This is a genomic window from Acidovorax sp. Leaf160 (assembly GCF_001424265.1).
GTDB lineage: Bacteria > Pseudomonadota > Gammaproteobacteria > Burkholderiales > Burkholderiaceae_C > Paracidovorax.
The window spans coordinates 353,030-377,020 of record NZ_LMOV01000024.1; the positions used below are offsets into that span (position 1 = coordinate 353,030).

The 23,991-nt window shown below is 68.5% G+C and carries 20 protein-coding genes, 1 tRNA gene and 2 pseudogenes; 9 read left to right on the plus strand and 14 right to left on the minus strand.

Annotated elements, in window-relative coordinates; translation table 11 throughout:
* Positions 1-32: 32 nt before the first annotated feature.
* The 7 genes from lon to ASF94_RS15165 form a co-directional block, all read right to left on the minus strand.
* Positions 33-2,477, minus strand: a complete 2,445-nt coding sequence (gene lon / locus ASF94_RS15135; RefSeq protein WP_056668037.1) for an endopeptidase La — start codon at positions 2,475-2,477, stop codon at positions 33-35.
* Positions 2,478-2,613: 136 nt separating this feature from the next.
* On the minus strand, positions 2,614-3,879 hold the full coding sequence (gene clpX / locus ASF94_RS15140) for an ATP-dependent Clp protease ATP-binding subunit ClpX (protein ID WP_056668040.1): 1,266 nt from the start codon (positions 3,877-3,879) through the stop codon (positions 2,614-2,616).
* A gap of 101 nt (positions 3,880-3,980) precedes the next feature.
* Positions 3,981-4,589: an ATP-dependent Clp endopeptidase proteolytic subunit ClpP gene (gene clpP, locus ASF94_RS15145; RefSeq protein WP_056668043.1), complete on the minus strand. Its 609-nt coding sequence runs from the start codon at positions 4,587-4,589 to the stop codon at positions 3,981-3,983.
* Positions 4,590-4,717: 128 nt separating this feature from the next.
* Entirely contained in the window at positions 4,718-6,028 is a 1,311-nt protein-coding gene (tig, locus tag ASF94_RS15150) for a trigger factor (protein WP_056668046.1), read from the minus strand.
* Between the two features lie 62 nt (positions 6,029-6,090).
* Positions 6,091-6,177, minus strand: a tRNA-Leu gene (locus ASF94_RS15155).
* A 91-nt stretch (positions 6,178-6,268) separates the two neighbouring features.
* The gene (locus ASF94_RS15160) at positions 6,269-9,514 is read right to left on the minus strand and encodes an efflux RND transporter permease subunit (RefSeq protein WP_056668049.1); all 3,246 of its coding nucleotides are present in this window, start codon (positions 9,512-9,514) and stop codon (positions 6,269-6,271) included.
* A gap of 9 nt (positions 9,515-9,523) precedes the next feature.
* Positions 9,524-10,723, minus strand: coding sequence for an efflux RND transporter periplasmic adaptor subunit (locus ASF94_RS15165; protein WP_056668052.1), 1,200 nt, complete (start codon positions 10,721-10,723; stop codon positions 9,524-9,526).
* 306 nt (positions 10,724-11,029) lie between these two features.
* Between ASF94_RS15165 and hpnC the strand changes: the two genes are divergently transcribed.
* Positions 11,030-11,866, plus strand: coding sequence for a squalene synthase HpnC (gene hpnC / locus ASF94_RS15170; protein WP_235505388.1), 837 nt, complete (start codon positions 11,030-11,032; stop codon positions 11,864-11,866).
* 54 nt (positions 11,867-11,920) lie between these two features.
* Here hpnC and ASF94_RS15175 read toward each other — a convergent pair whose 3' ends face one another.
* A complete protein-coding gene (locus ASF94_RS15175) occupies positions 11,921-13,132 on the minus strand; it encodes a galactosyldiacylglycerol synthase (RefSeq protein WP_056668060.1) in 1,212 nt (403 codons plus the stop codon).
* Complete coding sequence (locus ASF94_RS15180; protein ID WP_056668210.1) at positions 13,125-14,012, minus strand: UDP-2,3-diacylglucosamine diphosphatase; 888 nt, start codon at positions 14,010-14,012, stop codon at positions 13,125-13,127. The genes ASF94_RS15175 and ASF94_RS15180 overlap by 8 nt, the downstream gene beginning before the upstream one ends.
* Before the next feature lie 116 nt (positions 14,013-14,128).
* On the opposite strand from ASF94_RS15180, the gene hpnD reads away from it, so the two are divergent.
* Positions 14,129-14,968 carry a presqualene diphosphate synthase HpnD gene (gene hpnD / locus ASF94_RS15185; protein WP_056668063.1) on the plus strand — a complete coding sequence of 280 codons (840 nt, stop codon included), beginning with the start codon at positions 14,129-14,131 and terminating at the stop codon, positions 14,966-14,968.
* Between the two features lie 3 nt (positions 14,969-14,971).
* Positions 14,972-16,327 carry a hydroxysqualene dehydroxylase HpnE gene (hpnE, locus tag ASF94_RS15190; protein WP_056668067.1) on the plus strand — a complete coding sequence of 452 codons (1,356 nt, stop codon included), beginning with the start codon at positions 14,972-14,974 and terminating at the stop codon, positions 16,325-16,327.
* Between the two features lie 85 nt (positions 16,328-16,412).
* Here the strand turns inward: hpnE and ASF94_RS15195 are convergent, their stop codons facing one another.
* Entirely contained in the window at positions 16,413-17,684 is a 1,272-nt protein-coding gene (locus ASF94_RS15195) for a YihY family inner membrane protein (RefSeq protein WP_056668070.1), read from the minus strand.
* A 96-nt stretch (positions 17,685-17,780) separates the two neighbouring features.
* Between ASF94_RS15195 and ASF94_RS15200 the strand changes: the two genes are divergently transcribed.
* Entirely contained in the window at positions 17,781-18,197 is a 417-nt protein-coding gene (locus ASF94_RS15200; RefSeq protein ID WP_056668072.1) for a DUF2069 domain-containing protein, read from the plus strand.
* A 43-nt stretch (positions 18,198-18,240) separates the two neighbouring features.
* Positions 18,241-19,674, plus strand: a complete 1,434-nt coding sequence (locus ASF94_RS15205) for an FAD-binding oxidoreductase (protein ID WP_056668075.1) — start codon at positions 18,241-18,243, stop codon at positions 19,672-19,674.
* 26 nt (positions 19,675-19,700) lie between these two features.
* Here the strand turns inward: ASF94_RS15205 and ASF94_RS15210 are convergent, their stop codons facing one another.
* Entirely contained in the window at positions 19,701-20,228 is a 528-nt protein-coding gene (locus ASF94_RS15210) for a hypothetical protein (RefSeq protein WP_056668077.1), read from the minus strand.
* A 163-nt stretch (positions 20,229-20,391) separates the two neighbouring features.
* Here ASF94_RS15210 and ASF94_RS15215 point away from each other — a divergent pair, with 163 nt between their 5' ends.
* The 4 genes from ASF94_RS15215 to xth are packed head-to-tail and all read left to right on the plus strand — an operon-like array spanning position 20,392 to position 23,206.
* Complete coding sequence (locus ASF94_RS15215; RefSeq protein WP_056668080.1) at positions 20,392-21,231, plus strand: thymidylate synthase; 840 nt, start codon at positions 20,392-20,394, stop codon at positions 21,229-21,231.
* Positions 21,232-21,276: 45 nt separating this feature from the next.
* The gene (locus ASF94_RS15220; protein ID WP_056668083.1) at positions 21,277-21,870 is read left to right on the plus strand and encodes a DUF4337 domain-containing protein; all 594 of its coding nucleotides are present in this window, start codon (positions 21,277-21,279) and stop codon (positions 21,868-21,870) included.
* 28 nt (positions 21,871-21,898) lie between these two features.
* Positions 21,899-22,393 (plus strand): dihydrofolate reductase, encoded by a 495-nt coding sequence (locus ASF94_RS15225; protein WP_056668087.1) that lies wholly within the window; start codon positions 21,899-21,901, stop codon positions 22,391-22,393.
* 36 nt (positions 22,394-22,429) lie between these two features.
* Entirely contained in the window at positions 22,430-23,206 is a 777-nt protein-coding gene (xth, locus tag ASF94_RS15230) for an exodeoxyribonuclease III (RefSeq protein WP_056668090.1), read from the plus strand.
* A gap of 68 nt (positions 23,207-23,274) precedes the next feature.
* On the opposite strand, the gene ASF94_RS20910 is transcribed toward xth, so the two are convergent.
* The 3 genes and pseudogenes from ASF94_RS20910 to ASF94_RS15235 all read right to left on the minus strand — a co-directional run.
* Positions 23,275-23,398: integrase core domain-containing protein (locus tag ASF94_RS20910; RefSeq protein WP_156382560.1), on the minus strand; the 124-nt coding region annotated here is incomplete at its 5' end.
* A 1-nt stretch (position 23,399) separates the two neighbouring features.
* Positions 23,400-23,587 (minus strand): annotated as a pseudogene (locus ASF94_RS21600) (integrase core domain-containing protein); the annotation flags it as partial.
* A 29-nt stretch (positions 23,588-23,616) separates the two neighbouring features.
* Positions 23,617-23,991: pseudogene (locus tag ASF94_RS15235) on the minus strand (IS3 family transposase); the annotation flags it as partial.

The following is a 23,991-nucleotide window of genomic DNA, read 5'->3' on the forward strand; positions in this document are numbered from 1 at the left end:
TAGCATCCGCCACAAAATTTTTGGCAGAGCGTTCAGTGCTTCACCGAACCCGTCGACGACTGCGCCTTCTCCGCCGCAGCCGGCGGCACCGCGGCAGCAGCCGCCGCAGCCGCAGCCACTTCCTCATCTGTCAGCGCGATCGGCTTGCGCTCGAGCGCCACTGCCAGCACCTCGTCGATCCAGCGAACGGGGACGATCTCGAGCTCGCTCTTCACGTTGTCCGGAATCTCCTGCAGGTCCTTCACGTTTTCCTGCGGGATGAGCACCGTCTTGATGCCGCCGCGCAGGGCCGCGAGCAGCTTTTCCTTCAAGCCGCCGATGGCCGTGACTTCACCACGCAGAGTGATCTCCCCCGTCATGGCCACGTCGCCACGCACCGGAATCCCCGTCAGCGCGGACACGAAGGCAGTCGCCATGGCGGCACCTGCGCTTGGCCCATCCTTGGGGGTCGCGCCGTCGGGCACGTGGATGTGGACGTCCCGCTTCTCGAACGCATCGTCGCGAATGCCCAGGGCACGGGCTCGGCTGCGCACCACCGTGCGCGCGGCCTCGACCGATTCCTTCATCACGTCGCCCAGCGAGCCGGTGCGCGTGATGGTGCCCTTGCCCGGCATCGTGGCGGCTTCGATGGTCAGCAGGTCGCCGCCCACTTCGGTCCAGGCCAGGCCCACCACCTGGCCGACCTGGTTCTGCTCCTCGGCTCGGCCATAGGTGTACTTGCGCACACCGAGGTAGTCCGGCAGGTTGTCGGCCGTCACGACCACCTGGGGCTCCAGCTTCTTCAACTGCAGACCCTTGATGACCTTGCGGCAGATCTTGGAGAGTTCCCGCTCCAGCGAACGCACGCCCGCTTCCCGCGTGTAATAGCGCACCACGTCGCGCACGGCATCCTCCGTGACGCGCAGCTCTTCTTCCTTCACGCCGTTGTTGGTGAACTGCTTGGGCAGCAGGTACTTGATGGCGATGTTCGTCTTCTCGTCTTCCGTGTAGCCCGACAGGCGAATGACCTCCATCCGGTCCAGCAAGGCCGGCGGGATGTTCATCGAGTTCGAGGTCGCCACGAACATCACGTCCGACAGATCGAAATCGACCTCGACGTAGTGGTCGCCAAACTTGTGGTTCTGCTCCGGGTCCAGCACTTCCAGCAGCGCGCTGGAGGGGTCGCCGCGGAAGTCGGTGCCCAGCTTGTCGATCTCGTCGAGCAGGAACAACGGGTTGCGCGTGCCGACCTTGTTCAGGCTCTGCAGCACCTTGCCCGGCATCGCGCCGATGTAGGTGCGGCGGTGGCCACGGATTTCGGCTTCGTCGCGCATGCCGCCCAGCGCCATGCGCACGTACTTGCGACCGGTCGCCTTGGCGATGGACTGGCCGAGCGAGGTCTTGCCCACGCCCGGTGGGCCGACGAGGCACAGGATCGGCGCCTTGACCTTGTCCACGCGCTGCTGCACCGCGAGGTATTCCAGGATGCGGTCCTTGACCTTGTCCAGCCCGTAGTGGTCCTCGTTGAGCACCTCTTCGGCGTTCATCAGGTCGTGCTTGATCTTGGTCTTCTTGCCCCACGGCAGGCCGGTGAGCACCTCGATGTAGTTGCGCACCACCGTCGCTTCCGCCGACATGGGCGACATCAGCTTGAGCTTCTTGAGCTCGCTGTCGGCCTTCTTGCGCGCCTCGGCCGGCATCTTGGCAGCCTTGATCTTCTTCTCGATCTCTTCGATGTCGGCGCCGTCCTCGCCCTCGCCCAGTTCCTTCTGGATGGCCTTGACCTGCTCGTTGAGGTAGAAGTCGCGCTGGTTCTTCTCCATCTGCCGCTTCACGCGGCCACGGATCTTCTTGTCGACATTGAGGATGTCGACCTCGCGGTCGAGCTGGTCGAATAGGTTTTCCAGGCGCAGCTTGATGTCGGCCAGGTCGAGCACGACCTGCTTGTTCTCGAGCTTGAGCGGCAGGTGGGCGGCAATGGTGTCCGCCAGACGGCCCGGGTCGTCGATGCTGGAGATGGACGTCAGGATCTCCGGCGGAATCTTCTTGTTGAGTTTGACGTACTGGTCGAACTGCTGCATCACGGCACGGCGCAGCGCTTCGATCTCGCTCGGCTTCTGGGCGTCGTCGGTCGCTTCGACCGGCTTCACCGTAGCCGTGAAATGCGTTTCGGCGTCCTCGATCGAGGCCACCACGGCACGCTGCTGGCCTTCCACCAGCACCTTCACGGTGCCATCGGGAAGCTTGAGCATCTGCAGGATCGTGGAGACGCAGCCGACGTCGAACATGTCGGACACCAGCGGCTCGTCCTTGGCGGCAGCCTTCTGCGCGACCAGCATGATCCGGCGGTCGCCGTCCATGGCCAGTTCCAGCGCCTTGATGCTCTTGGGGCGCCCCACGAACAGTGGAATCACCATGTGGGGGAACACCACCACGTCGCGCAAGGGCAACAGCGGCAGGTCGATGGGAGACGAAGGCAGGGGGGTGTGTCCGGACATGGAAATCCTCATGAATCTGGATGGAATATGGTCCGCAGACAGGAAATTTCAACCCTCCGGCGCTGGCATGCCAGCACTGGAGGGGAGCGCCGCGACGCTCCGGGGCGAGCGTCGCGAAGCCAGGCCATGGGCCGCGTCAGGCCTTCTTCGCGGCTTCGCGGTACACCAGCAGAGGCGGCTTGTTTTCTTCGATGGTGGATTCATCGACCACCACCTTCTCGACGTTGGTGGCATTGGGCAGATCGAACATCGTGCCGATGAGCGACTGCTCCAGGATGGAACGCAGGCCCCGGGCGCCCGTCTTGCGCGCCAGCGCCTTGCGGGCGATGGCATTCAGCGCGGCCGGGCGGATCTCCAGGTCCACGCCCTCCATCGCCAACAGGCGGCTGTATTGCTTGACCAGCGCGTTCTTTGGCTCGGTCAGGATCTCCACCAGCGCATCTTCGCTCAGCTCGGCCAGGGCGGTCACCACCGGCATGCGGCCGACCAGTTCGGGAATCAGGCCGAACTTGATCAGGTCTTCCGGTTCGATTTCCGTGAACACTTCGGTCAGCGAGCGCTGCTTCTTGCTCTTGACCGACGCGCCGAAACCGATGCCCGAGGCTTCCGTGCGGTTCTCGATGACCTTCTCCAGGCCGGCGAAGGCGCCGCCGCAGATGAACAGGATGTTGGTCGTGTCGATCTGCAGGAAGTCCTGGTTCGGATGCTTGCGCCCGCCCTGCGGCGGCACGCTGGCCATCGTGCCTTCGATCAGCTTGAGCAAAGCCTGCTGCACGCCCTCGCCCGACACGTCGCGCGTGATGCTGGGGTTGTCGGACTTGCGCGAGATCTTGTCGATTTCGTCGATGTAGACGATGCCGCGCTGGGCGCGCTCGACCTCGTAGTTGCAGCTCTGCAGCAGCTTCTGGACGATGTTCTCGACGTCTTCACCCACGTAGCCGGCTTCCGTCAGCGTGGTGGCGTCGGCCATCACGAAGGGAACGTCCAGCATGCGCGCCAGGGTCTGCGCCAGCAGCGTCTTGCCCGAACCGGTGGGGCCGATGAGCAGGATGTTGCTCTTGGCCAGTTCCACGTCGTCCTTGCCGGCCTTGTCTTTGTGGCGCAGGCGCTTGTAGTGGTTGTACACCGCCACCGCCAGCGTGCGCTTGGCGATGTCCTGGCCGATGACATAGTTGTCGAGGTTGGACTTGATCTCTGCGGGCGTCGGCAGATCGCCCCGGGTTTCGCGCGCACCGTCGCCCGCGGGCAGTTCGTCGCGGATGATTTCGTTGCACAGGTCAATGCACTCGTCGCAGATAAAGACGGACGGTCCGGCGATCAGCTTCTTCACTTCATGCTGGCTTTTGCCGCAAAAAGAGCAGTAGAGGGTTTTTTCGCTGGAGGAGCCTTTTTTCTCGGCCATGGGGGCAGTGCCTTATGACAGGGTAAGTGTCAAGATGATAACGAAATAAAAAGCGGCGCCTTCCCTCAAGGAAAACGCCGCTGTCGAGAGGCGCGACGGACTCAGGGACGCTGGGCGATCACCTGATCCACCAGACCGTACTCCTTGGCTTCGTCAGCCGTCAGGAAGTAGTCGCGCTCCGTGTCCGACTTGACCTTGTCCAGCGGCTGCCCGGTGCGGTCCGCCAGGATGCGGTTCATCTGGTCCTTGGTGCGCAGGATGTCCCGGGCGTGGATCTCGATGTCCGTCGCCTGGCCGCGCGCGCCGCCGAGCACCTGGTGGATCATGATCTTCGAGTTGGGCAGCGAGAACCGCTTGCCCTTGGCGCCAGCCGCCAGCAGGAAGGCACCCATGCTGGCCGCGAAGCCCACGCACATGGTGGACACGTCGGGCTTGATGAACTGCATGGTGTCGTAGATGGCCATGCCTGCCGTCACGCTGCCGCCGGGCGAATTGATATAGAACGAGATGTCCTTGTCGGGGTTCTCGCTCTCCAGGAACAACAGCTGCGCGACCACCAGGTTGGCGGTCTGGTCGTTCACCTCGCCCACCAGGAAGATGATCCGCTCCTTCAGCAGGCGCGAATAGATGTCGTAGGACCGCTCGCCACGGCCCGACTGCTCGATGACCATGGGGACCATGCCCAGGGCCTGTGTTTCCAGTGCGCTCATGTTTCTCAACCCTTTTTCTTCCAGTCAGACGGTTACTGTATCCAGAAATGATTTGGGGCTTGCGCAGCAAAGCACAAGCCCCTCCAGGGACGCCCGCGGCCTCACGGACCACGGGCACCGGATCACGATCAGCCCTGACCCATCAGCTCGTCGAACGACACGGCCTTGTCGGTGACCTTGGCCTTGCCCATGACGAAATCGGTGACGTTGTTCTCGATCACGACGGCCTCGACTTCGGCCAGACGCTGGCGGTCGCCGAAGTACCAGCGCACCACGTCTTCCGGCTTCTCGTAGCTGGCAGCCAGCTCGTCGATGTGGGCCTTCAGTTGCTCGGGCTTGGCATGCAGCTCGTTGGCACGCACCAGCTCGGCCACCACCAGGCCCAGGCGCACGCGGCGCTCGGCTTGGGGGCGGAACACGTCTTCGGGGATCTCGGCCTTGTCGGCGTCCTTGATGCCGCGCTGCTTCAGGTCGGCGCGGGCGCCTTCCAGCAGGCGGGCGATTTCCGACTGCACGCTGGCGTTGGGCAGATCCAGTTCGGCCTTGGACACCAGGGCGTCCATCACGGCCTGCTTGTTGCGGGCCAGCAGGCGGAACTTGACTTCGCGCTCCAGGTTCTTCTTGATGTCGGCGCGCAGGCCTTCGACGGAGCCGTCGGCAATGCCGAGCGACTTGGCCAGCTGCTCGTTCACTTCGGGCAGGTGAGCGGCTTCGATGTTCTTCACCGTGACCAGGAAGTCGGCAGTCTTGCCGGCCACGTCCTTGCCATGGTAGTCAGCCGGGAAGGCCAGCGGGAACGTCTTGGACTCGCCCGACTTCATGCCGCGCACGGCGTCTTCGAATTCCTTGAGCATCTGGCCTTCGCCGACCAGGAACTGGAAGTCTTCCGCCTTGCCGCCCTGGAAGGTCTCGCCGTCGATCTTGCCTTCGAAGTCCACGGTCACGCGGTCGCCGTCTTCCACGGCCGTGCCCATCGCGCGCTGCGCGAAGGTGCGGCGCTGCTTGCGCAGGATGTCCACGGTCTTGTCGATGGCGCTGTCGGTCACTTCGGCGGACAGCTTCTCGACTTCCGCTTCCGACAGGTCACCGATCTTGACTTCGGGGAACACTTCGAACACGGCGTCGAACGTGACCTGGCCTTCGGGCGCGCCGTCCTTTTCGGTGATGCGGGGCTGGCCGGCGACGCGCAGATTGGCTTCGTTGGCAGCCTGGGCGAAGGCTTCGCCCACCTTGTCGTTCAGCACTTCGTACTGCACCGAGTAGCCGTAGCGCTGGGCGACCACGTTCATGGGCACCTTGCCGGGACGGAAACCGTCCATCTTCACGGTGCGGGCCAGGCGCTTCAGGCGAGCGTCGACCTCGGTCTGGATCGTGGCGAGGGGCAGGCTCAGCGTGATCTTGCGCTCGAGCTTCTCTAGGGTTTCAACAGTAACTGCCATGGCTCTTCCTATATTTGAATGGATTAACGCTGCCGCCTGCTGCTGGAGCAACCTGCTTCACGTGGTGCGCGGGGGGGGACTCGAACCCCCACACCATTGCTGGCGTCAGGACCTAAACCTGGTGCGTCTACCAATTTCGCCACCCGCGCGATTCTTCAGACAAACAGGCGGCGGGCAATGCCAGCCATCTGTGTGAAATTGGTCAACCTTCGATTTTAGCCGGATCGGCGGGAGGGTCCGTCAAACCGCATGGCCGGGCGCCGCATCGGGCCTTCGCACGCGGAACCAGGCGGCATACATCGCGGGCAGCGCCAGCAGGGTGAGCACGGTCGCCACGACCAGCCCGCCCATGATGGCGACGGCCATCGGGCCCCAGAACACGCTGCGCGACAGCGGGATCATCGCCAGCACCGCCGCGGCGGCCGTCAGCACGATGGGCCGCAGCCGGCGCACGGCCGATTCGACTATGGCGTTCCACGCCGGCACGCCGCGCGCGCGGTCGCTCTCGATCTGGTCGATCAGGATCACCGAATTGCGCTGGATCATGCCCATCAGCGCGATCACGCCCAGCAGCGCGACGAAGCCGAAAGGCCGCCCCAGCAGCAGCAGCGCCCCGGCCACGCCGGCGATGCCGAGCGGCCCGGTGAGGAACACCAGCATCGCCCGGCTGAAGCTGTGCAGCTGGAGCATCAGCAGCGTGAACACGATGAACAGCATGGCCGGCAGTCCCGCCACGATGGAGGCCGAGCCCTTGGAGCTTTCCTCGACCGCGCCCGCCACCTCGATGCGATAGGCCCCCCGGCCGGCGGCATGCCAGCCGGCTTCCAGCTTGCGCAGCGCGGGCAGCAGCGCGGCGGTGACCGTCGCGCCCTGCAGGCCTTCCACCACGTCGCCCTGCACGGTGATGGCGTAGTCCCGGTTCTCGCGCCACATCACGCCGGGCTCCCAGGTGAACACCGGCCGCGCCACCTGCGTGAGCGGCACCGACCGGCCCGAGGCCGTCGGCAGGTAGGCGTTGGCGATGTCGGTGATGGCGCGGCGCTCGTCCTCGGGCTGGCGCAGCACGATGTCGATCAGCCGGTCGCCCTCGCGGAACTGGCCCACGGTGCTGCCGGTGAAGGCCACCCGGGCGGCCTGGGCGATGGACTGGCTGCTCACGCCCAGCGCGCGGGCCTTGGCCTGGTCCACCTCCAGCCGCATCACTTTCACCGACTCGTTCCAGTTGTCGTTCACGCCGCGCATCTGCGGACTCTCCCGCAGCACCGCCCGCACCTCGTCGGCATGCTGGCGCAGCAGCACCGGGTCGGTGCCGATGACGCGGAACTGCACCGGATAGGCCACGGGCGGGCCGTTGGGCAGCAGCTTGGCGCGGGCCCGCACCTCGGGGAATTCGGTGGCCAGCAGCTGCGGCAGCGACTGGCGCAGCGTCTCGCGCGTGGCCAGGTCGCGCGGCACGACGATGAGCTGCGAGGCGTTGGTCTGCGGGAAGATCTGGTCCATCGGCAGGTAGAAGCGCGGGACGCCCGAGCCGATCCAGGTGCTGACCGTGGAGACGCCGGGCTCGGCCATCAGCCGGCGCTCCACGCGGCGGGTGGTTTCCTCGTTCGCCTGGAACGAGGTGCCCTCGGGGAACCACAGGTCCACCAGCACCTCGGGCCGGCTCGAATCCGGGAAGAACTGCTGCTGCACCCGGCCCATGCCGACGATGCCGAGCGCGAAGGTCAGCAGCATGATGCCGATGGTGATCCAGCGGTGATCCACGCACCAGCCCACCATGCGGCGGAAGCGGTTGTAGAAGGGGCTGTCGAACACCTCGTGGTGCCCCGCAGGGGTGCCCTCCTCGCCCGTCGGGTGGTCACCGCCCTCGCCCCGCACCTTGACGTGCGCGGGGTGCTTGAGCAGCAGCATGCCCAGGTAGGGCACGAAATACACCGATGCGAACCACGACAGCACCAGCGCGATCACCGTCACCGCGAAGATGGCGAAGGTGTATTCGCCCGTCACCGACTTGGCGATGCCGATGGGCAGGAAGCCCGCCGCCGTGATGAGCGTGCCGGTCAGCATGGGGATGGCCGTGATCTCGTAGGCGAAGGTGGCGGCGCGCAGCTTGTCGTAGCCCTCCTCCATCTTCAGCACCATCATCTCCACCGCGATGATGGCGTCGTCCACCAGCAGACCCAGGGCGATGATGAGCGAGCCCAGCGAGATCTTGTGCAGCCCGATGCCCCAGTACCACATGGCCAGAAAGGTGACGGCCAGCACCAGCGGAATGGTGATGCCCACCACCAGCCCCGGCCGCACGTCCAGCGTGTAGCGGCGCCACAGCGGGTGCGTCCCCGGCCGCTTGTGCAGCCCCAGGCTGATGAAGCTCACCGCCAGCACGATCACCACGGCCTCGATCAGCACCTTGATGAATTCATTGACCGAGCTGGACACCGACCGCGGCTGATCCTGCACATTCACCAGGCGCACGCCGGCGGGCAGCCGTTTTTCGATGTCGGCCGTGGCCGTGTGCAGGGCCTTGCCCAGACGGATGATGTCGCCGCCCTTGGCCATGGAGACGCCCAGCGCGATCACATCGCGCCCTTGGTGGCGCACCTTCACGGTCGCCGGGTCCACATAGCCGCGCCGCACCTCGGCGATGTCGCCCAGCCGCAGCTGCGCGCCCGAGGCGCCGCGGATCGGCATGGCGCGCAACGCTTCGGGCGTGGCGAACTGGCCGCCCACGCGCACCTGCACCTGCTCGGCCGGTGTCTGGATGACGCCCGCGCTTTCCACCGCGTTCTGCTGGCCGAGCTGCGCCAGCACCTGGTTCATGTCCAGCCCCAGCTGCGACAGGCGGCGCTGCGAAATCTCGATGTAGAGCTTTTCGTCCTGCACGCCGAACTGCTCGACCTTGGCCACGTCGCGCACGCGCAGCAGCTGCTGGCGCACGTCGTCGGCGAAGTTGCGCAGCTCCGCGTCGCTGAAGCCGTCGGCCTCCAGCGCGTAGATCACGCCGTACACGTCGCCGAACTCGTCGTTGAAGAACGGACCCTGCACGCCCTGCGGCAGCGTGTAGCGCATGTCGCCGATCTTTTTGCGCACCGTGTACCAGACACCCGCCACTTCGCCGGGCGGCGACGAGTCCTTCAGGTTGAAGATGATCAGCGACTCGCCGGGCTTGGAGTAGCTGCGGATCTTGTCGGCATAGGGCGCCTCCTGCAGCGTGCGCTCCAATTTGTCGGTGACCTGCTCGGCCACCTGCTGCGCCGTGGCGCCAGGCCAGTAGGTGCGCACCACCATGGCGCGGAAGGTGAAGGGCGGATCTTCGTCCTGGCCCAGCTGGAAGTAGCCGCCCACGCCCAGCAGCAGCAGGGCGACCATCAGGTAGCGGGTGAGGGCCGGATGCTTCAGCGCCCAACGGGAGAGGTTGAAGCGTTCCCGCGGTGCGGGGGCCGGGCCGGGCGCATCGCCGGGCGGCGTGGGGGAATGGCTCGTGGACATGCGGCGCTCCTAGCGGCTGGCCGCTGCCGCTGCGGGCGCGGCCGGCGCGGGTCGCGAGTTCACCGCGCCGGCATTTGCTACATTATTCATAGCACCCTGCGTAGACAAATCGGGCGCTGGAGCCTGTTTTGGCTGATAAACGGTCACTTGCTGGCCGGGCGCGAGCACATGCACGCCCGTTGCCACCACCTGCTGCCCGGGCTGCAGGCCGGAGGCGATCACCACGTCGTTGCCGTCGGCCGTGGCCACCTGCACCGGCTGCGAGCGCACGGTGCTGGTGGCGGGGTCGAACACCCAAACCGCCGTCTGCTGGCCCTCCTGCCGCAGCGCGGTGGTCGGCAGCTTCAGCGCCTGCGTGCCCTCGCGGCTCAGCGCCCGGGGCGTCACGTAGGCGGTGGAGCCGAGCGGCGGCACATCGGCCCCGTCGATCGACACCTTGACCTGGAAGGTGCGCGTCACCGCGTCGGCACTGGCCGCCACCTCGCGCACGCGGCCCTCCAGCCCTTCGCCGCCGGCCCATACGCGAACGTGGACCGGCTGGCCCACGCGCAGGGCCGCCACCTTGTCCTCGGGCACGGCGAACACCACGTCGCGCGGACCGTCCTGCGCGATGCGCACCACCGGCGTGCCGGCGGCCACCACCTGGCCGGGCTCGGCGTCCACGCTGGTCACCACGCCGGCCGCATCGGCCAGCAGCCGGGTGTAGGCGGCCTGGTTGCCCTGCGAAGCCAGTTGCGCCTGCGCCTGGTCGAGCGTGGCCTGGGCCGACTTGACCGAGGCCTCGCGCCGCTCCAGCTCGGCACCGCTGATGAAGTTCTGCGCCTTCAGCGCCGCGTAGCGCTGGAAGTCCGCCGCGGCCAGGTCGCGCTGCGTGCGGGCGGCGGCCACCTGGGCCCGGGCGGCTTCGGTGGCCAGCTGATAGTCGCGCGGGTCGAGCTGCGCCAGCACCTGGCCGGCACGCACGCGCTGGCCCAGTTCGGCCTGCCGCTCGGCGATCTTGCCGGCCACCCGGAAGCCCAGGCGGGATTCGACACGCGCCCGCACCTCGCCGGCATATTCCAGCTGCGCCTGCAGGGCCGATGCGCCCACGGTGACCAGCTTCACCGACCGCACCGGTTCGGGCGCCGGCTCCGGCTTGGAGCAACCCGCCAGCAGCGCGCCAGCCAACGCCGCCGCCATGCCCCGCCCCAGCCACGAAAAGGCCCGCATGCGAGCGGGCCGGACGGTCAGCGCGGGGGGTGTCCCCGGCGGGAGCCATCGCAGACCGGGTGGATGAGAAAGCGACGGCGCGGGAAAGGAAGTCATCGAAAACTTTCGCAAGATCAATTACTGACTGACTGGTTAGTAATCTATGGCGGCCACCCGGCTCCTGTCAAGGCGAGAATGCGAGCCGTGAAGCCTTCCGAACCCCATCGCCCTGCGCCATCCGGCACAGCCGCGCAGTCCGCACCGACACCCGTACCCTCACCCGCACCCCCGCGCGCCGCCGCTGCCTCTCCCGGGCAGGGCGCGCCGCTGGCGCCGCCCGTCACGCATTACGAGAATTTCCCGGTCGCCTCGCTGCTCTGCCCGCCCCGGCTGCGCCAGCCCATCGCCGCGATCTATTCGTTCGCCCGCGCGGCGGACGACCTGGCCGACGAAGGCGACGCCAGCGCCGATGAACGCCTGGCCGACCTCTGCGCCTACCGCGCCGAACTGCAGGCCGTGGCCGGCGGGGCCGTGCCCGGGCCGCGCTGGGCGGCCATCTTCGGTCCGCTGCAGGCCGTGCTGCAAAGCCACGCCCTGCCCGTGCCCCTGCTGGACGACCTGCTCGACGCCTTCCTGCAGGACATCGCCATGACGCGGGACGGCGCCACCTACGCCACCCGCGCCGCGTTGCTGGACTACTGCCGCCGCTCGGCCAACCCGGTCGGGCGCCTGCTGCTGCATCTCTACGGCGTGGGGGGCGCAGCGGCGCTGGCCGAAAGCGACGCCATCTGCTCGGCCCTGCAGCTCATCAATTTCTGGCAGGACCTGAGCGTGGACCTGCCCCGCGGCCGCCACTACCTGACCGATGCCGACTGCGCCGCCCACGGCGTGGAACGCACCCAGCTCGCCGAGGGCCGGCGCAGCCCCGCCACCGACGCGCTGGTGATGGACTGCGCCGGCTGGGCGCGCCGCACTATGCTCGCCGGCGCGCCGCTGGTGCATCGCCTGCCCGGCCGCATGGGCTGGGAGCTGCGCTTCGTGGTCCAGGGTGGCCTGCGCATCCTCGACAAGGTGGAGGCGCTGCACGGCGGCAGCCTGGTGACCCGCCCGGTGCTGCGCGCCACCGACGGGCCGCGCCTGGCATGGCGCGCGCTGCGCATGTGATGGCGGGCCGGCGCCTGCGCGGCGGGGGGCCGGCCGGGCGGCCTCAGGCGGCTCTCAGGCGGCTCTGAGCCAGGTGGCCGGCGTGCCGGCCGCCCGCGCCTGCGCCAGGATGCCTGCCAGCACGCCAGGCACCTCGAAGGCGGCGCGGTTGTGCTGCCGCCGCACTGCGGCCTGAAAGCGCGGCAGGTCGCGCTGCAGGGCCTGCACGGCCCGGGCCACTTCGGCGAAACCGGGCAAGACCAGCCCCAGCCCGCCAGCCTGCACCCACTCCGCGCCATAACGCTCCTGCGGCATGGTCCAGCGGTTGCGCGTGACGATGGGCGGCAACCCCATCTGCACGGCCTCGCTCAGGCTGCCGCTGCCCGGCTTGCCGATGAAGAAGTCGGCCAGGCGCATGTAGCGGGGCAGCTCGCGCGTGTATTCCAGCACCAGCCGGGGCGCCCGCGCCGGCAGTGCGCGCAGGGCGCCGGCCAGGGCCGCGTTGCGCCCGCAGGCCAGGATGAGCGGCGTGTCGGCCAGTCGCCGGGCAATGCCCAGCATGGCGCGCGAGCCTTCGCCGCCGAACAGCACCAGCCCCACCGGCTGCTCGCCCGCAAAGCCCAGGGCGGCGCGCTCGGCCGCGCGGTCCTGCGCGGGCGGCTCGTGGAAGGCCGGGCTCAGCACCATGCCCGAGGTGGCGTGGATGCGGCCTTCCGCGCAGCCGGCGGCGCGCGCCTGGGCCACGGCGCGGGGCGATCCGCAGACGATGTGCTGGCCCGCGACGCCGGGTTCGATCCAGAAATGCGGCGGGCAGTCGGCCAGGTCGGTCATCACCGTCACGAACGGCACGCCCGGCAGCGCCGTGGCCACGGAATCGCCCAGCGCCCGGTTGAAGTTGGGCACCAGCGACACCACCAGATCGGGCGCGGCCTGCTGCCAGTGGGTTGCCAGGCGCCGCACCAGCGCCCGGTGGCTCCAGCGGATCATGCCCTGCAGCACGCGCAGCTCCTGCGCGAGCCCCAGCGTCCAGCCCCGCGCCAGGCGGCGGTTGTAGAGGTCTTCGGGCTCCATGCCGGTCCATTGCTGAAAACGCGCGGTGGGGTCCAGCACCTCGAAGAGATGGGTCAGGCGCACCGTCCAGGGCAGGCCGGCACGGGCGATGGCGGCCTGCAGCGCCAGCGCGGAAGCCCTGTGCCCGCCGCCCGCATTGAAATACACCAGCTCGACCACGGCGGGCCGCGCCGCTGCACCGGCGGCTAGCGGGCCGGGCGCGGCCCGCTCAGGCATGCTGCAGGTGCTTGCGGGCCGCCTTGCGGCCGGAGGCGTGGCGCGCTGCGGGCAGGAAGTCGGACCACTGCAGGATCTCCAGCGTGCCGTCGGCCTGCTCGGCCAGCGCGGTGAGGCTCTCGACCCAGTCGCCGTCGTTGGCGTAGAGCGTGCCGCCGATGTCGCGCAGCTCGGCATGGTGGATGTGGCCGCAGACCACGCCCTGCAGGCCGCGCTTCTTCGCCTCGCGGGCGACGGCGTTCTCGAAGTCGTCCACATAGCTCACCGCGCGCTTGACCCGGCGCTTGAGGTATTGCGACAGCGACCAGTACGGCAGCCCCAGGCGGGCGCGCAGCGTGTTCAGGTGGCGGTTCAGGCGCAGCGTGAATTCGTAGAGCGGATCGCCCACGTGGGCCAGCCATTTGGCGCACTGGATCACGCCGTCGAACAGGTCGCCGTGAATCACCCAGAGCTTGCGGCCATCGGCGGTCTCATGCACCCAGTCTTCCGCCACGGTGATGCCGCCGAAGTTCAGGTGCAGGTAGCGCCGGGCAAATTCGTCGTGGTTGCCGGGGATGAAGATCACCCGCGTGCCCTTGCGGGCCTTGCGCAGCAGCTTCTGCACCACGTCGTTGTGGGCCTGCGGCCAATACCAGTTCCGGCGCAGCTGCCAGCCGTCGACGATGTCGCCCACCAGGTAGAGCGTCTCGCATTCGGTATGGCGCAGGAAGTCCAGCAGCGCCTCGGCCTGGCAGCCGGGCGTGCCCAGGTGCAGGTCGGAGATCCACAGCGTGCGAAAGCGCCGCACCGGCCGCTCCGGCGCCAGCCCCGCGGCGGCCTCGTCTTGCAGGGGGGCGGTGGCGTTGCGCCAGGCGTTCAGGAAAGCGTCGTCGCGTTGCATGGACGGCATGCTGTGCCTGCCGCGTGGCAGCGGCGTGACGCGCGGGCGTCGAACGCGTGACGATGCAGGCGCGCCACGGGCGGCGGCGCCCTCCCCCATGGGACAATCCCGCGCTTATGACCCCGGAACAGTACGTCCAGCAAAAAGCCGCCGGCTCCGGCAGCAGCTTCTATTACGCCTTCCTGTTCCTGCCCGCCTCGCGCCGCGCAGCGATCACCGCCTTCTATGCGTTCTGCCGCGAAGTGGACGACGTGGTCGACGAAGTGTCCGATGCGGGCGTGGCGCGCACCAAGCTCGCCTGGTGGCAGGCGGAAGTCGCCAAGGCTTTCGCCGGCCAGCCCACGCACCCGGTGCTGCAGGCTCTGATGCCGCACACCGCCCCCTACGGCATCGAAGAGCGCCACCTGCAGGCCGTGATCGACGGCTGCCAGATGGACCTGGAGCAGACCCGCTATCTCGACTTCGCGGGCCTGTCGCGCTACTGCCACCTGGTGGCCGGCGTGGTGGGCGAAGTGGCGGCGCGCATCTTCGGCCAGACCGACCCGGCCACCACCGAATACGCCCACCGGCTGGGCCTGGCCTTCCAGCTCACCAACATCATCCGCGACGTGGGCGAAGACGCCATGATGGGCCGCATCTACCTGCCCGTGTCCGAACTGCAGCAGTTCGATGTGAAGGCGCACGAGATCCTGAAGCGCCAGTACTCGGACCGCTTCACCGCGCTGATGCGCTTCCAGGCCGAGCGCGCCCACCGGCTGTACGACGAAGCCTTCGCGCTGCTGCCCGATGCGGACCGCCGCACGCAGAAGCCCGGCCTGATGATGGCCAGCATCTACCGCACGCTGCTGCGCGAGATCGAGGCCGAGAACTTCCAGGTGCTGCACCAGCGCATCGCCCTCACGCCGCTGCGCAAGTTCTGGCTGGCCTGGAAGATGCAGGCGCTGGGGCGCATGTAAGCCATGCGCGTTGCCATCGTCGGCGCCGGCTGGGCGGGGCTGGCTGCCGCGCTGCAGGCGGCACGGGCGGGCCACGGCGTCACCGTGTTCGAGGCGGCCCGCACGCTGGGCGGCCGCGCCCGCGCCGTGGCCGCGCAAGGTCCGGACGGCTCCCCGGTCACGCTGGACAACGGCCAGCACATCCTCATCGGCGCCTACGGCGAATGCCTGGCGCTGATGCGCTCGGTCGGCGTGGCCGAATCGCCGGCGCTGCTGCGCATGCCGCTGGCGCTGCCCTATGCCGACGGCACCGGCTTGCGCCTGCCCGACCTGCCGCCGCCCTGGGATGCGCTCGCCGGCATCGGCCGGGCGCGGGGCTGGAGCTGGCGCGAGCGCTGGGCCCTGCTGCGCACGGCGGCGGCCTGGCGGCTGGGCGGCTTCACCTGCCCGCCGAAAGCGACCGTGGCGCAGCTCTGCGCCCACCTGCCGGTGCGGCTGCAACAGGAATTCATCGACCCGCTCTGCGTGTCGGCGCTGAACACGCCGGCCGATCAATCCAGCGGCACGGTGTTTCTGCGTGTGCTGCGCGACAGCCTGTTCAGCGGGCGCGGCGGTTCGCACCTGCTGCTGCCCCGGGTGGACCTGGGCGCCCTTTTCCCCGAGCCTGCCGCGCAATGGCTGCGCGCGCACGGCCACACGGTGCAGGCCGGGCTGCGCGTGACCGCGCTGCGGCCTGCGGACAGCGCGGCGGGCGCGGATGCCTGGCACGTCGAGTCGGCCGCCGGCAGCATGCCATTCGATGCCGTCGTGCTGGCCACGCCCGCGCCCGAAGCCGCGCGGCTGGTGCGCGGCACGGCCCCCAGCGCTGGCGCTGGCGCTGGCGCTACCGCTGACATCGCCACCTGGGCCGGCCAGGCCGAGGCGCTGCGCCATACCGCCATTGCCACGGTCTACGCCCAATACTCCACCGCCGGCAGCGCAGGCACCCCTCACGCCGCCCTGCTGCCCGAGCCCATGCTGGCGCTGCGGGCCACGGCCCGGCGGCCCGCGCAGTTCGTGTTCGACCGCGCCTGGCTGGGCGGGCCAGCGGGGGTGCTCGCCTTCGTGGTCAGCGCCTTCGAAGGCGATCGCGAAACGCTGGAGCAACAGGTGCTGGAGCAGGCCGCCAGCGAACTGGGCCTGGCCGGTTTGCGCGTGCTGCGCACCGTGGTCGAGAAGCGCGCCACCTTCGCCTGCACCCCGGGGCTGCAGCGTCCGCCGATGCGCATCGCACCCGGCCTGCTGGCCTGCGGGGACTATGTCGAGGGGCCGTACCCCGCCACGCTGGAAGGCGCGGTGCGCAGCGGCACGGCGGCGGCGCAGTCGCTGGGCGCACCCTGACGCCAGGCCGCTGCATTCATGGCCAAAAGGGCTTCCCGCGCTTGATCAACAAGGGTAAGTTGCTATTATTTTAATAGCATATTAATCACGGAAACGGCTGCCGCTCGGGCCTCGGCAGCACATCCGCCAGCTTGACCACTGCCAGCCCCGCATTCCCCCAGAACCGATCCAGGCTGCCGGCGCGCCCGATGAGCAGGCGCTCGACCAGCGGCTCCAGCGGCGTGGTGGCCACGTCCGCCACCAGCACGTGGCGGGCCTCGCGGCTCTCCGGCGCGCCGCTGGCGGTCTCGTTCACCTGCACCGCCCAGTCGAGCGCGGTGAGGGCCTGCAGCACGGGCTCCAGCTGCAGCACGTCCACCCGCAGCGCCTGCGCCAGTTGCGACGCGGTCAGGCCACGGGCGGGCGTGTGGCGGGCGGCCTGTAGCTGCTGCAGCGCCTCCACCGCCAGCTGGAAGGTCCAGCCCTGGCCGCTGGCCGTGCGCGCCACGCCCGCCAGCAGGCTGGGCAGATAGGCCGCCACCACGGCGCCCAGCAGCACGATGACCCAGGCCACATACACCCACAGCAGCAGGATCGGCAGCGTGGCGAAGGTGCCGTAGAGCACCGAATAGGTCGGCACGGAGGCGATGTAGAGGCTCAGCACCTTCTTGGCCAATTCGATGCCGACCGACACGAACAGCCCGCCCGCCCAGGCGTGGCGCCACTTCACGTGGGTGTTGGGCACGTAACGGTAGAGCGCCGCCATGCCCATGGCCAGCACCAGGAATTCAATGGCATCGAGCAGCAGTCGCGCGCTGCCGGGCAGGCTGTCGCCGATGCCGCGGGAGGCGGCCGACGCCATCGACGTGGTGAGCGCCAGGCTGGCCGCCAGCACCAGCGGCCCGAGCGTGATGACGGCCCAGTAGATCAGCACGCGCTGGCCCAGCGGCCGCAGCCGCGGCACGCGCCAGATGTTGTTGAGCGTGCGGTCGATGGTCAGGATCAGCGCCAGCGACGTGGCCAGCAGGATCGAAAAACCCGCCACGCCCAGGCCGCTGGCCTGGGCCGCGAACTGGGTGAGATAGCCCAGCACCGAGCGGGCGATGGTGTCCGGCACCAGGCTGTCGATCAGCCAGCGCTGCAGCACGAACTGCATCTGGCTGAAGATGGGGAAGGCCGTGAACACGGCCAGCGCCACGGTGAAGAACGGCACCAGACCGAGCAGCGTGGTGAAGGTGAGGCTGCTGGCCGTGAGGCCCAGGCGGTCTTCGCGGAAACGCTCGCGCAGCGTGTGCGCCGTGGGGCGCCACGGGAAGTGGGACAGCTCGGTCAGCCACGCGTCGAAGCGCAGCAGCGCGGCCTGCAGGGAAATACGCATGGCCGATATGATCCCTGATTCCATTCGCCGCGCCGCGCTGAACGGCCCGGCTGCCTCCCGCTTGACTGCATCTCCTCCCGCCCGCCGACTGCCTGCATGCCCTCCCTGCCACTTCACCCCGCCCAGGACGTCGCCGCCACCCGCTGGCTGGCCGTCGGCAGCCTGCTGGGCCTGATCGTGCTCTGCCTGGCGTGGGAGCTGTGGCTTGCGCCGCTGCGGCCGGGCGGCTCCTGGCTGGCGCTGAAGGCGCTGCCGCTGGCCTTCCCCCTGGCGGGGCTGCTCAAGCGGCGCATGTACACCTACCGCTGGGTCAGCCTGGTGGTGTGGCTCTACTTCACCGAGGGCGTGGTGCGCGCCTGGAGCGACACCGGCGCCGGCCGCTGGCTGGCCCTGGTCGAGATCGCCCTCTGCCTGGCGCTGTTCGTGGCCTGCGCGCTGCACGTGCGGCTGCGCCAGCGGCATGCGCGCGGCAGCGCAGCCCCGGCGGCCGCCGCCAGCACGCCGGCGCCTTGACCCCCCCTGAACCCGTCATTCCCCGCATTCCGAGAGAACCTCCATGTCCACTCTGATCGACACCCTGCGCCAGACCGTCGGCGCCGCCCATGTGCTGACCGAAGGCGACCTCACCGCCTGGGAGCAGGACTGGCGCCGGCGCGCCCGCGGCAAGGCGCTGGCCGTGGTGCGCCCGGGCAGCACGCAAGAGGTGGCCGCCGTGGTGCGCGCCTGCGCCGCCGCCGGCACGGCCATCGTGCCGCAGGGCGGCAACACGGGCCTGGCGGTGGGCTCCATTCCCGATGCGACCGGCACGCAGGTGCTGCTGAGCCTCACCCGCATGAATGCCCTGCGCGCGTTGGATGCCGACAACCTCACGCTCACCGTGGAGGCCGGCGCCATCCTGCAGAACGTGCAGGACGCGGCGGAAAAAGCCGGGCTGCTGTTTCCGCTGAGCCTGGCGGCCGAGGGCAGCTGCACCATCGGCGGCAACCTGGCCACCAATGCCGGCGGCACGCAGGTGGTGCGCTACGGCAATGCCCGCGACCTGTGCCTGGGGCTGGAAGTGGTCACCCCGCAGGGCGAGATCTGGGACGGCCTGAAGGGCCTGCGCAAGGACAACACCGGCTACGACCTGCGCGACCTGTTCATCGGCAGCGAGGGCACGCTGGGCATCATCACCGCCGCGACGATGAAGCTCTACCCCCAGCCCGCCGCCAGCCTGACGGCGTGGGCCGCCGTGCCGTCGATGGAGCACGCCGTGCAGCTGCTGGCCCTGGCGCACCGGCACCTGGGCGCGGGCCTGACGGGCTTCGAGGTGATGGGCCGCTTCGCCCTCAGCCTGGTGAACAAGCACATGCCGCAGCTGCGCGTGCCCTTCATCGACCAGGCCGACGTGCCCTACGGCGTGCTGCTGGAAAACAGCGACAGCGAATCGGAGGAACACGCCCGCGCGCGCTTCGAAGCGCTGCTGGAAACCGCCTTCGACGCCGGCTGCGTGACGGATGCGGTGGTGGCCGAGAACATCGCCCAGGCGCACCAGCTCTGGCACATCCGTGAAAGCATTCCGCTGGCCCAGGCCGAGGAAGGGCTGAACATCAAGCACGACATCTCGGTGCAGATTCCCCGCATTCCGGCCTTCGTCGCCTACGCCGACGAACTGCTGCAGTGCGAGATTCCCGGCGTGCGGCTGGTCAACTTTGGCCACCTGGGCGATGGCAACCTGCACTACAACGTGCAGGCCCCGGCCGACGGCGATGCCAAGGCCTTCCTGTGCGACCAGGAAGCGCGGGTGAACGATCTGGTCTACGAAGCAGTGGCCAAGTTCGGCGGATCGTTCTCGGCCGAGCACGGCGTGGGCGCGCTGAAGGTGGACAAGCTCGAGCAATACCAGTCGCCCGTGGCGCTCACGATGATGCGCGCCATCAAGGGCGCGCTCGATCCGCAGGGGCTGATGAACCCGCACTGCCTGCTGCCCGTCGCACCGCAGGCGGCCTGACGACCGGCGGGCCGGCGGGCCGCAGGTCAGACGCCGCGCGCGTTCTGGATGAACTGCCGCACCTCGGCCGGCAGCGGCACGGCCGGGCCGGCGTCCTGCACGTCCCACTCCTCGTCGCCGGTCTGCAGCCAGGCGCGCATCACGTCCCGGGCGGGGTCCAGCACCATCGCGGCCGACTCGGCACCGCCCTCGTGGGGTCGGTTGCCGGTGATGTAGATCAGCGGGCCTTCTTGCCGCAGCGGGCCGCTGGTGCCCATGTTCTGCAGGAACACCGGGTAGTTGACGGGGCCGAGCAGCCCCTGCAGCCGCCGGGCGATGGGGCCGTTGCGCAGGAAGTCTTCACCGCTGGACGGGTAGCGGCCCACTTGCTCCTGCACACCCGCCCAGGGGTTCGCGGCGGGTGCCGCTGCGGCGCTCTTCGGCGGCAGGGTCGCTGCGCTCGCGGTGGTTGCGGGCAACGCAGGCGTCAGGGGAACGTGGCTGCCGCAGCCCGCCAGCGCCAAGGCGGCGACGAGCGGAACGGCGAAGTAGGAAGACGGCTTGGCGAACGACATGGTGGCTGAGGCAGCCCGCACGGGCCGCGAAATGGGCATGTGCTCAAGCTTAGCGGCTTCCCGCTGCGGCTCGGCTGCGTTCGCCCAGCGCCTTGCGCGCCCACGCCCTAGAATCCACGGCTTTTCCATCGCCGCGACCGCGCTGCCCGCGCACCCTCCGCCCATGACCGACACAGCCCGCCCCGTGCGCTCCCAGTACGAAGATTTCATGCGCCACGTCTACACCCACGGCGTGGCCAAGGGCGACCGCACGGGCACCGGCACGCGCAGCGTGTTCGGCCACCAGATGCGATTCGACCTGAACGAGGGCTTCCCGCTGGTCACGACGAAGAAGGTGCATCTCAAGTCCATCATCGTCGAGCTGCTGTGGTTCCTGACCGGCTCCAGCAGCAACCACTGGCTGAAGGAACGCGGCGTCACCATCTGGGACGAATGGGCGAGGGAAGACGGCGACCTGGGACCCGTCTACGGCGTGCAGTGGCGCAGCTGGCCGACGCCGGAGGGAGGCCACATCGACCAGATCAGCCAGGTGGTGGAGACCCTCAAGACCAACCCCGATTCGCGCCGCATCATCGTCAGCGCCTGGAACGTGGCCGACCTGGACAAGATGGCGCTCATGCCCTGCCACGCCTTCTTCCAGTTCTACGTGACGCCCCCGCAGGCTGCGGGCGAACGCGGCCGCCTGAGCTGCCAGCTCTACCAGCGCAGCGCCGACATCTTCCTGGGCGTGCCCTTCAACATCGCCAGCTACGCGCTGCTGACCCACATGGTGGCCCAGCAATGCAACCTCGACGTGGGCGAGTTCATCTGGACGGGCGGGGACTGCCACATCTACACCAACCACTTCGAGCAGGTGGAGCTGCAGCTGTCCCGCGCGCCGCACCCCTATCCCACGCTGCACATCCTGCGCCGGCCCGACACCCTGTTCGACTACCGGTACGAAGACTTCGAGGTGCGCGACTACACCCACCACGCGGCCATCAAGGCGCCGGTCGCCGTCTGACGCCCCTCCTCCGTTTCTCTTCTAGCTTCCTTTTCGCCATCCACCATGTCTTCCCACGGCTTTCATGTCCATGGGCCGCACGACCACGCGGTCGAGCACGCCGCCCAGCATCCGCATTCCGACGCCGGCCACGGCGGCGGCATGACCAACCAGATCGCGATGGCCACGGCCATCATCGCCACGGTCGGCGCCATCTTCTCGTACATGGGTGGCGCCACGCAGGCCAACGCGGGGCTGATCAAGAACGACGCCGCCATCAAGAAGACCGAGGCGGCCAACCAGTGGGCGTACTACCAGTCCAAGAGCACCAAGCAGTCGGTGACCGAACTGGCCCGCGACCTGGCGGCGGACGGCCGCAAGCCTGAACTGCAGGCCAGGCTGGACCGCTACGAGCAGGAAAAGAACGACATCAAGAAGAAGGCCGAGGCGCTGGAGGCCCAGTCGCAGGCGCTGGACGATCAGAGCGAGGCGCAGATGCACCAGCACCACCGCTGGGCGCAGGCCACCACCGTGCTGCAGGTCGCCATCGCCCTGGCCGCCATTGCCCTGCTGACGCGGCGCAAGTGGCTGCAGTGGGGGATGTACGGCGTCGCGGGGCTGGGCCTGGTGGTCGGCGCGCTGGCCTATCTGCACGTGTAACGGCCCCGCGCTGCATCTGGAAAGCAACATGACCCTGCGACTCATCTTCGCCCGCGCGGCCCGTGGCGTCATCGGCCGGGACGGCACCATGCCCTGGCACCTGCCGGAAGACCTGGCGCATTTCAAGCAACTGACGCTCGGCTCCCCCGTGGTGATGGGCCGCAAGACCTGGGACTCGCTGCCCGCGCGCTTCCGCCCGCTTCCCGGGCGGACCAACATCGTGGTGACGCGGCAAGCCGACTGGCAAGCGGAGGGCGTCGAGCGCGCCGCCGACCTGCAGCAGGCGCTGAATATCGCCCGCACGCATGGCGAAGACGTCTGGGTGATCGGCGGCGCACAGATCTATGCCCAGGCCCTGCCCCTGGCCGACGGCGTGGAAGTGACCGAGATCCACCAGACCATCGAAGGGGACGCGTTCGCCCCAGCCCTGGGGCCGGAATGGCATGAGACGGCCCGCACGCCAGTGCAGCATTCCGCCCAGGGCGGCCTGCCCTACTCGTTCGTGAGCTACCAGCGCCGCTGAAGTGCGCGCCTCCACCCTCCCTTGTCCGAAAGCCCCATGCAAATCGCCACCTGGAACGTCAATTCCCTCTCCGTCCGTCTGCCTCAGGTGCTGGACTGGCTGGCCCAGAATCCGGTGGACGCCATCGGGCTGCAGGAGCTCAAGCTGGTGGACGAGAAGTTTCCCTTCGACGCCTTGCAGGCGGCCGGCTACCACGCCGTGAGCTTTGGGCAGAAGACCTACAACGGCGTCGCCATCCTGAGCCGCGCGCCGCTGCGGGACGTGGTGCGCAACATTCCGGGGCATGACGATGTGCAGGCCCGCGTGATCGCGGCGACGCTGGACACGGCGGACGGGCCGGTGCGGCTGGTGAACTGCTATTTCGTCAACGGCCAGGCGCCGGGTTCCGACAAGTTCGCCTACAAGCTGCTGTGGCTGGAAGCACTGCGCCGCTGGCTGGAAGCGGAACTGCAGGCCCATCCACGGCTGGTGCTGGTGGGAGACTTCAACGTGGCGCCGGAAGACCGCGATTCCTTCGACCCGGTCGGGTTGAAGGACACCATCCACCACACGGCAGAAGAGCGCGCGCACTTCCAGGCGCTGCTGCAGCTGGGCCTGACCGATGCCTACCGCCTGTTCGACCAGCCGGAAAAAAGCTTTTCCTGGTGGGACTACCGGATGCTCGGATTTCAGAAGAACCGGGGCCTGCGCATCGATCACATCCTGGTGAGCGCAACCCTGAAGGACCGCGTCGAGGCCTGCCACATCGACCGCGCTCCGCGCAAGAACCCGCAGCCCAGCGATCACGCGCCCGTGGTGGTGCGGCTGGGCTGACCCGCTTTCGGCAACTGACCCGTCCTGAATAGCGTTGACACTGAGGGACTGTTAAAACTCCAGCCGGACTATCCGGCCAATGACGCCCGATGYACTGCATCGGGCGTTCGCATTTTCAGCGACAGATGCGGTCGCTCGCAGTTGTAGATCCTGATCGACTGCGCAACCATGCGCCTGGCCTGCTCCAGACCTNACTGCATCGGGCGTTCGCATTTTCAGCGACAGATGCGGTCGCTCGCAGTTGTAGATCCTGATCGACTGCGCAACCATGCGCCTGGCCTGCTCCAGRCCTGCRGGGCGATGCAGCAGGAACTCGGTCTTCAGGATGCCGTTGACCCGCTCGGCCAGTGCGTTCTGGTAGCAGTCGTAGCCGTCGGTCATCGAGCAGGTCACACCGTGGCGCTGGTGCNGGGCGATGCAGCAGGAACTCGGTCTTCAGGATGCCGTTGACCCGCTCGGCCAGTGCGTTCTGGTAGCAGTCGTAGCCGTCGGTCATCGAGCAGGTCACACCGTGGCGCTGGTGCAGTGCCTGGTAGTACGTCGAGCAGTACTGGATACCCCTGTCGGAGTGGTGCACCAGTGGTCCTTTGCTTTGCCGCACCGAMAGTGCCATCTTCATGGCCTGCGCCACCTCTTCGGTCTGCAGGCTCTCATGCACGTGCCAGCCGACGATCTTCCTGGAATACGCATCCGTGACCAGGCTCAGGTACACGAACTTGCCGTCCGTGGGCAGGTAGGTGATGTCAGCCACCCAGACCCGCTCGCTGCCGCTGGCGTGGATCTGC

What these genes read in the sequence shown, in the direction of transcription:
- lon (WP_056668037.1), bottom strand. Translation starts at nt 2,477, where the DNA reads ATGTCCGGACACACCCCCCTGCCTTCGTCTCCCATCGACCTGCCGCTG.
- clpX (WP_056668040.1), bottom strand. Translation starts at nt 3,879, where the DNA reads ATGGCCGAGAAAAAAGGCTCCTCCAGCGAAAAAACCCTCTACTGCTCT.
- clpP (WP_056668043.1), bottom strand. Translation starts at nt 4,589, where the DNA reads ATGAGCGCACTGGAAACACAGGCCCTGGGCATGGTCCCCATGGTCATC.
- tig (WP_056668046.1), bottom strand. Translation starts at nt 6,028, where the DNA reads ATGGCAGTTACTGTTGAAACCCTAGAGAAGCTCGAGCGCAAGATCACG.
- ASF94_RS15160 (WP_056668049.1), bottom strand. Translation starts at nt 9,514, where the DNA reads ATGTCCACGAGCCATTCCCCCACGCCGCCCGGCGATGCGCCCGGCCCG.
- ASF94_RS15165 (WP_056668052.1), bottom strand. Translation starts at nt 10,723, where the DNA reads ATGCGGGCCTTTTCGTGGCTGGGGCGGGGCATGGCGGCGGCGTTGGCT.
- ASF94_RS15175 (WP_056668060.1), bottom strand. Translation starts at nt 13,132, where the DNA reads ATGCCTGAGCGGGCCGCGCCCGGCCCGCTAGCCGCCGGTGCAGCGGCG.
- ASF94_RS15180 (WP_056668210.1), bottom strand. Translation starts at nt 14,012, where the DNA reads ATGCAACGCGACGACGCTTTCCTGAACGCCTGGCGCAACGCCACCGCC.
- hpnD (WP_056668063.1), top strand. Translation starts at nt 14,129, where the DNA reads ATGACCCCGGAACAGTACGTCCAGCAAAAAGCCGCCGGCTCCGGCAGC.
- hpnE (WP_056668067.1), top strand. Translation starts at nt 14,972, where the DNA reads ATGCGCGTTGCCATCGTCGGCGCCGGCTGGGCGGGGCTGGCTGCCGCG.
- ASF94_RS15195 (WP_056668070.1), bottom strand. Translation starts at nt 17,684, where the DNA reads ATGCGTATTTCCCTGCAGGCCGCGCTGCTGCGCTTCGACGCGTGGCTG.
- ASF94_RS15200 (WP_056668072.1), top strand. Translation starts at nt 17,781, where the DNA reads ATGCCCTCCCTGCCACTTCACCCCGCCCAGGACGTCGCCGCCACCCGC.
- ASF94_RS15205 (WP_056668075.1), top strand. Translation starts at nt 18,241, where the DNA reads ATGTCCACTCTGATCGACACCCTGCGCCAGACCGTCGGCGCCGCCCAT.
- ASF94_RS15210 (WP_056668077.1), bottom strand. Translation starts at nt 20,228, where the DNA reads ATGTCGTTCGCCAAGCCGTCTTCCTACTTCGCCGTTCCGCTCGTCGCC.
- ASF94_RS15215 (WP_056668080.1), top strand. Translation starts at nt 20,392, where the DNA reads ATGACCGACACAGCCCGCCCCGTGCGCTCCCAGTACGAAGATTTCATG.
- ASF94_RS15220 (WP_056668083.1), top strand. Translation starts at nt 21,277, where the DNA reads ATGTCTTCCCACGGCTTTCATGTCCATGGGCCGCACGACCACGCGGTC.
- ASF94_RS15225 (WP_056668087.1), top strand. Translation starts at nt 21,899, where the DNA reads ATGACCCTGCGACTCATCTTCGCCCGCGCGGCCCGTGGCGTCATCGGC.
- xth (WP_056668090.1), top strand. Translation starts at nt 22,430, where the DNA reads ATGCAAATCGCCACCTGGAACGTCAATTCCCTCTCCGTCCGTCTGCCT.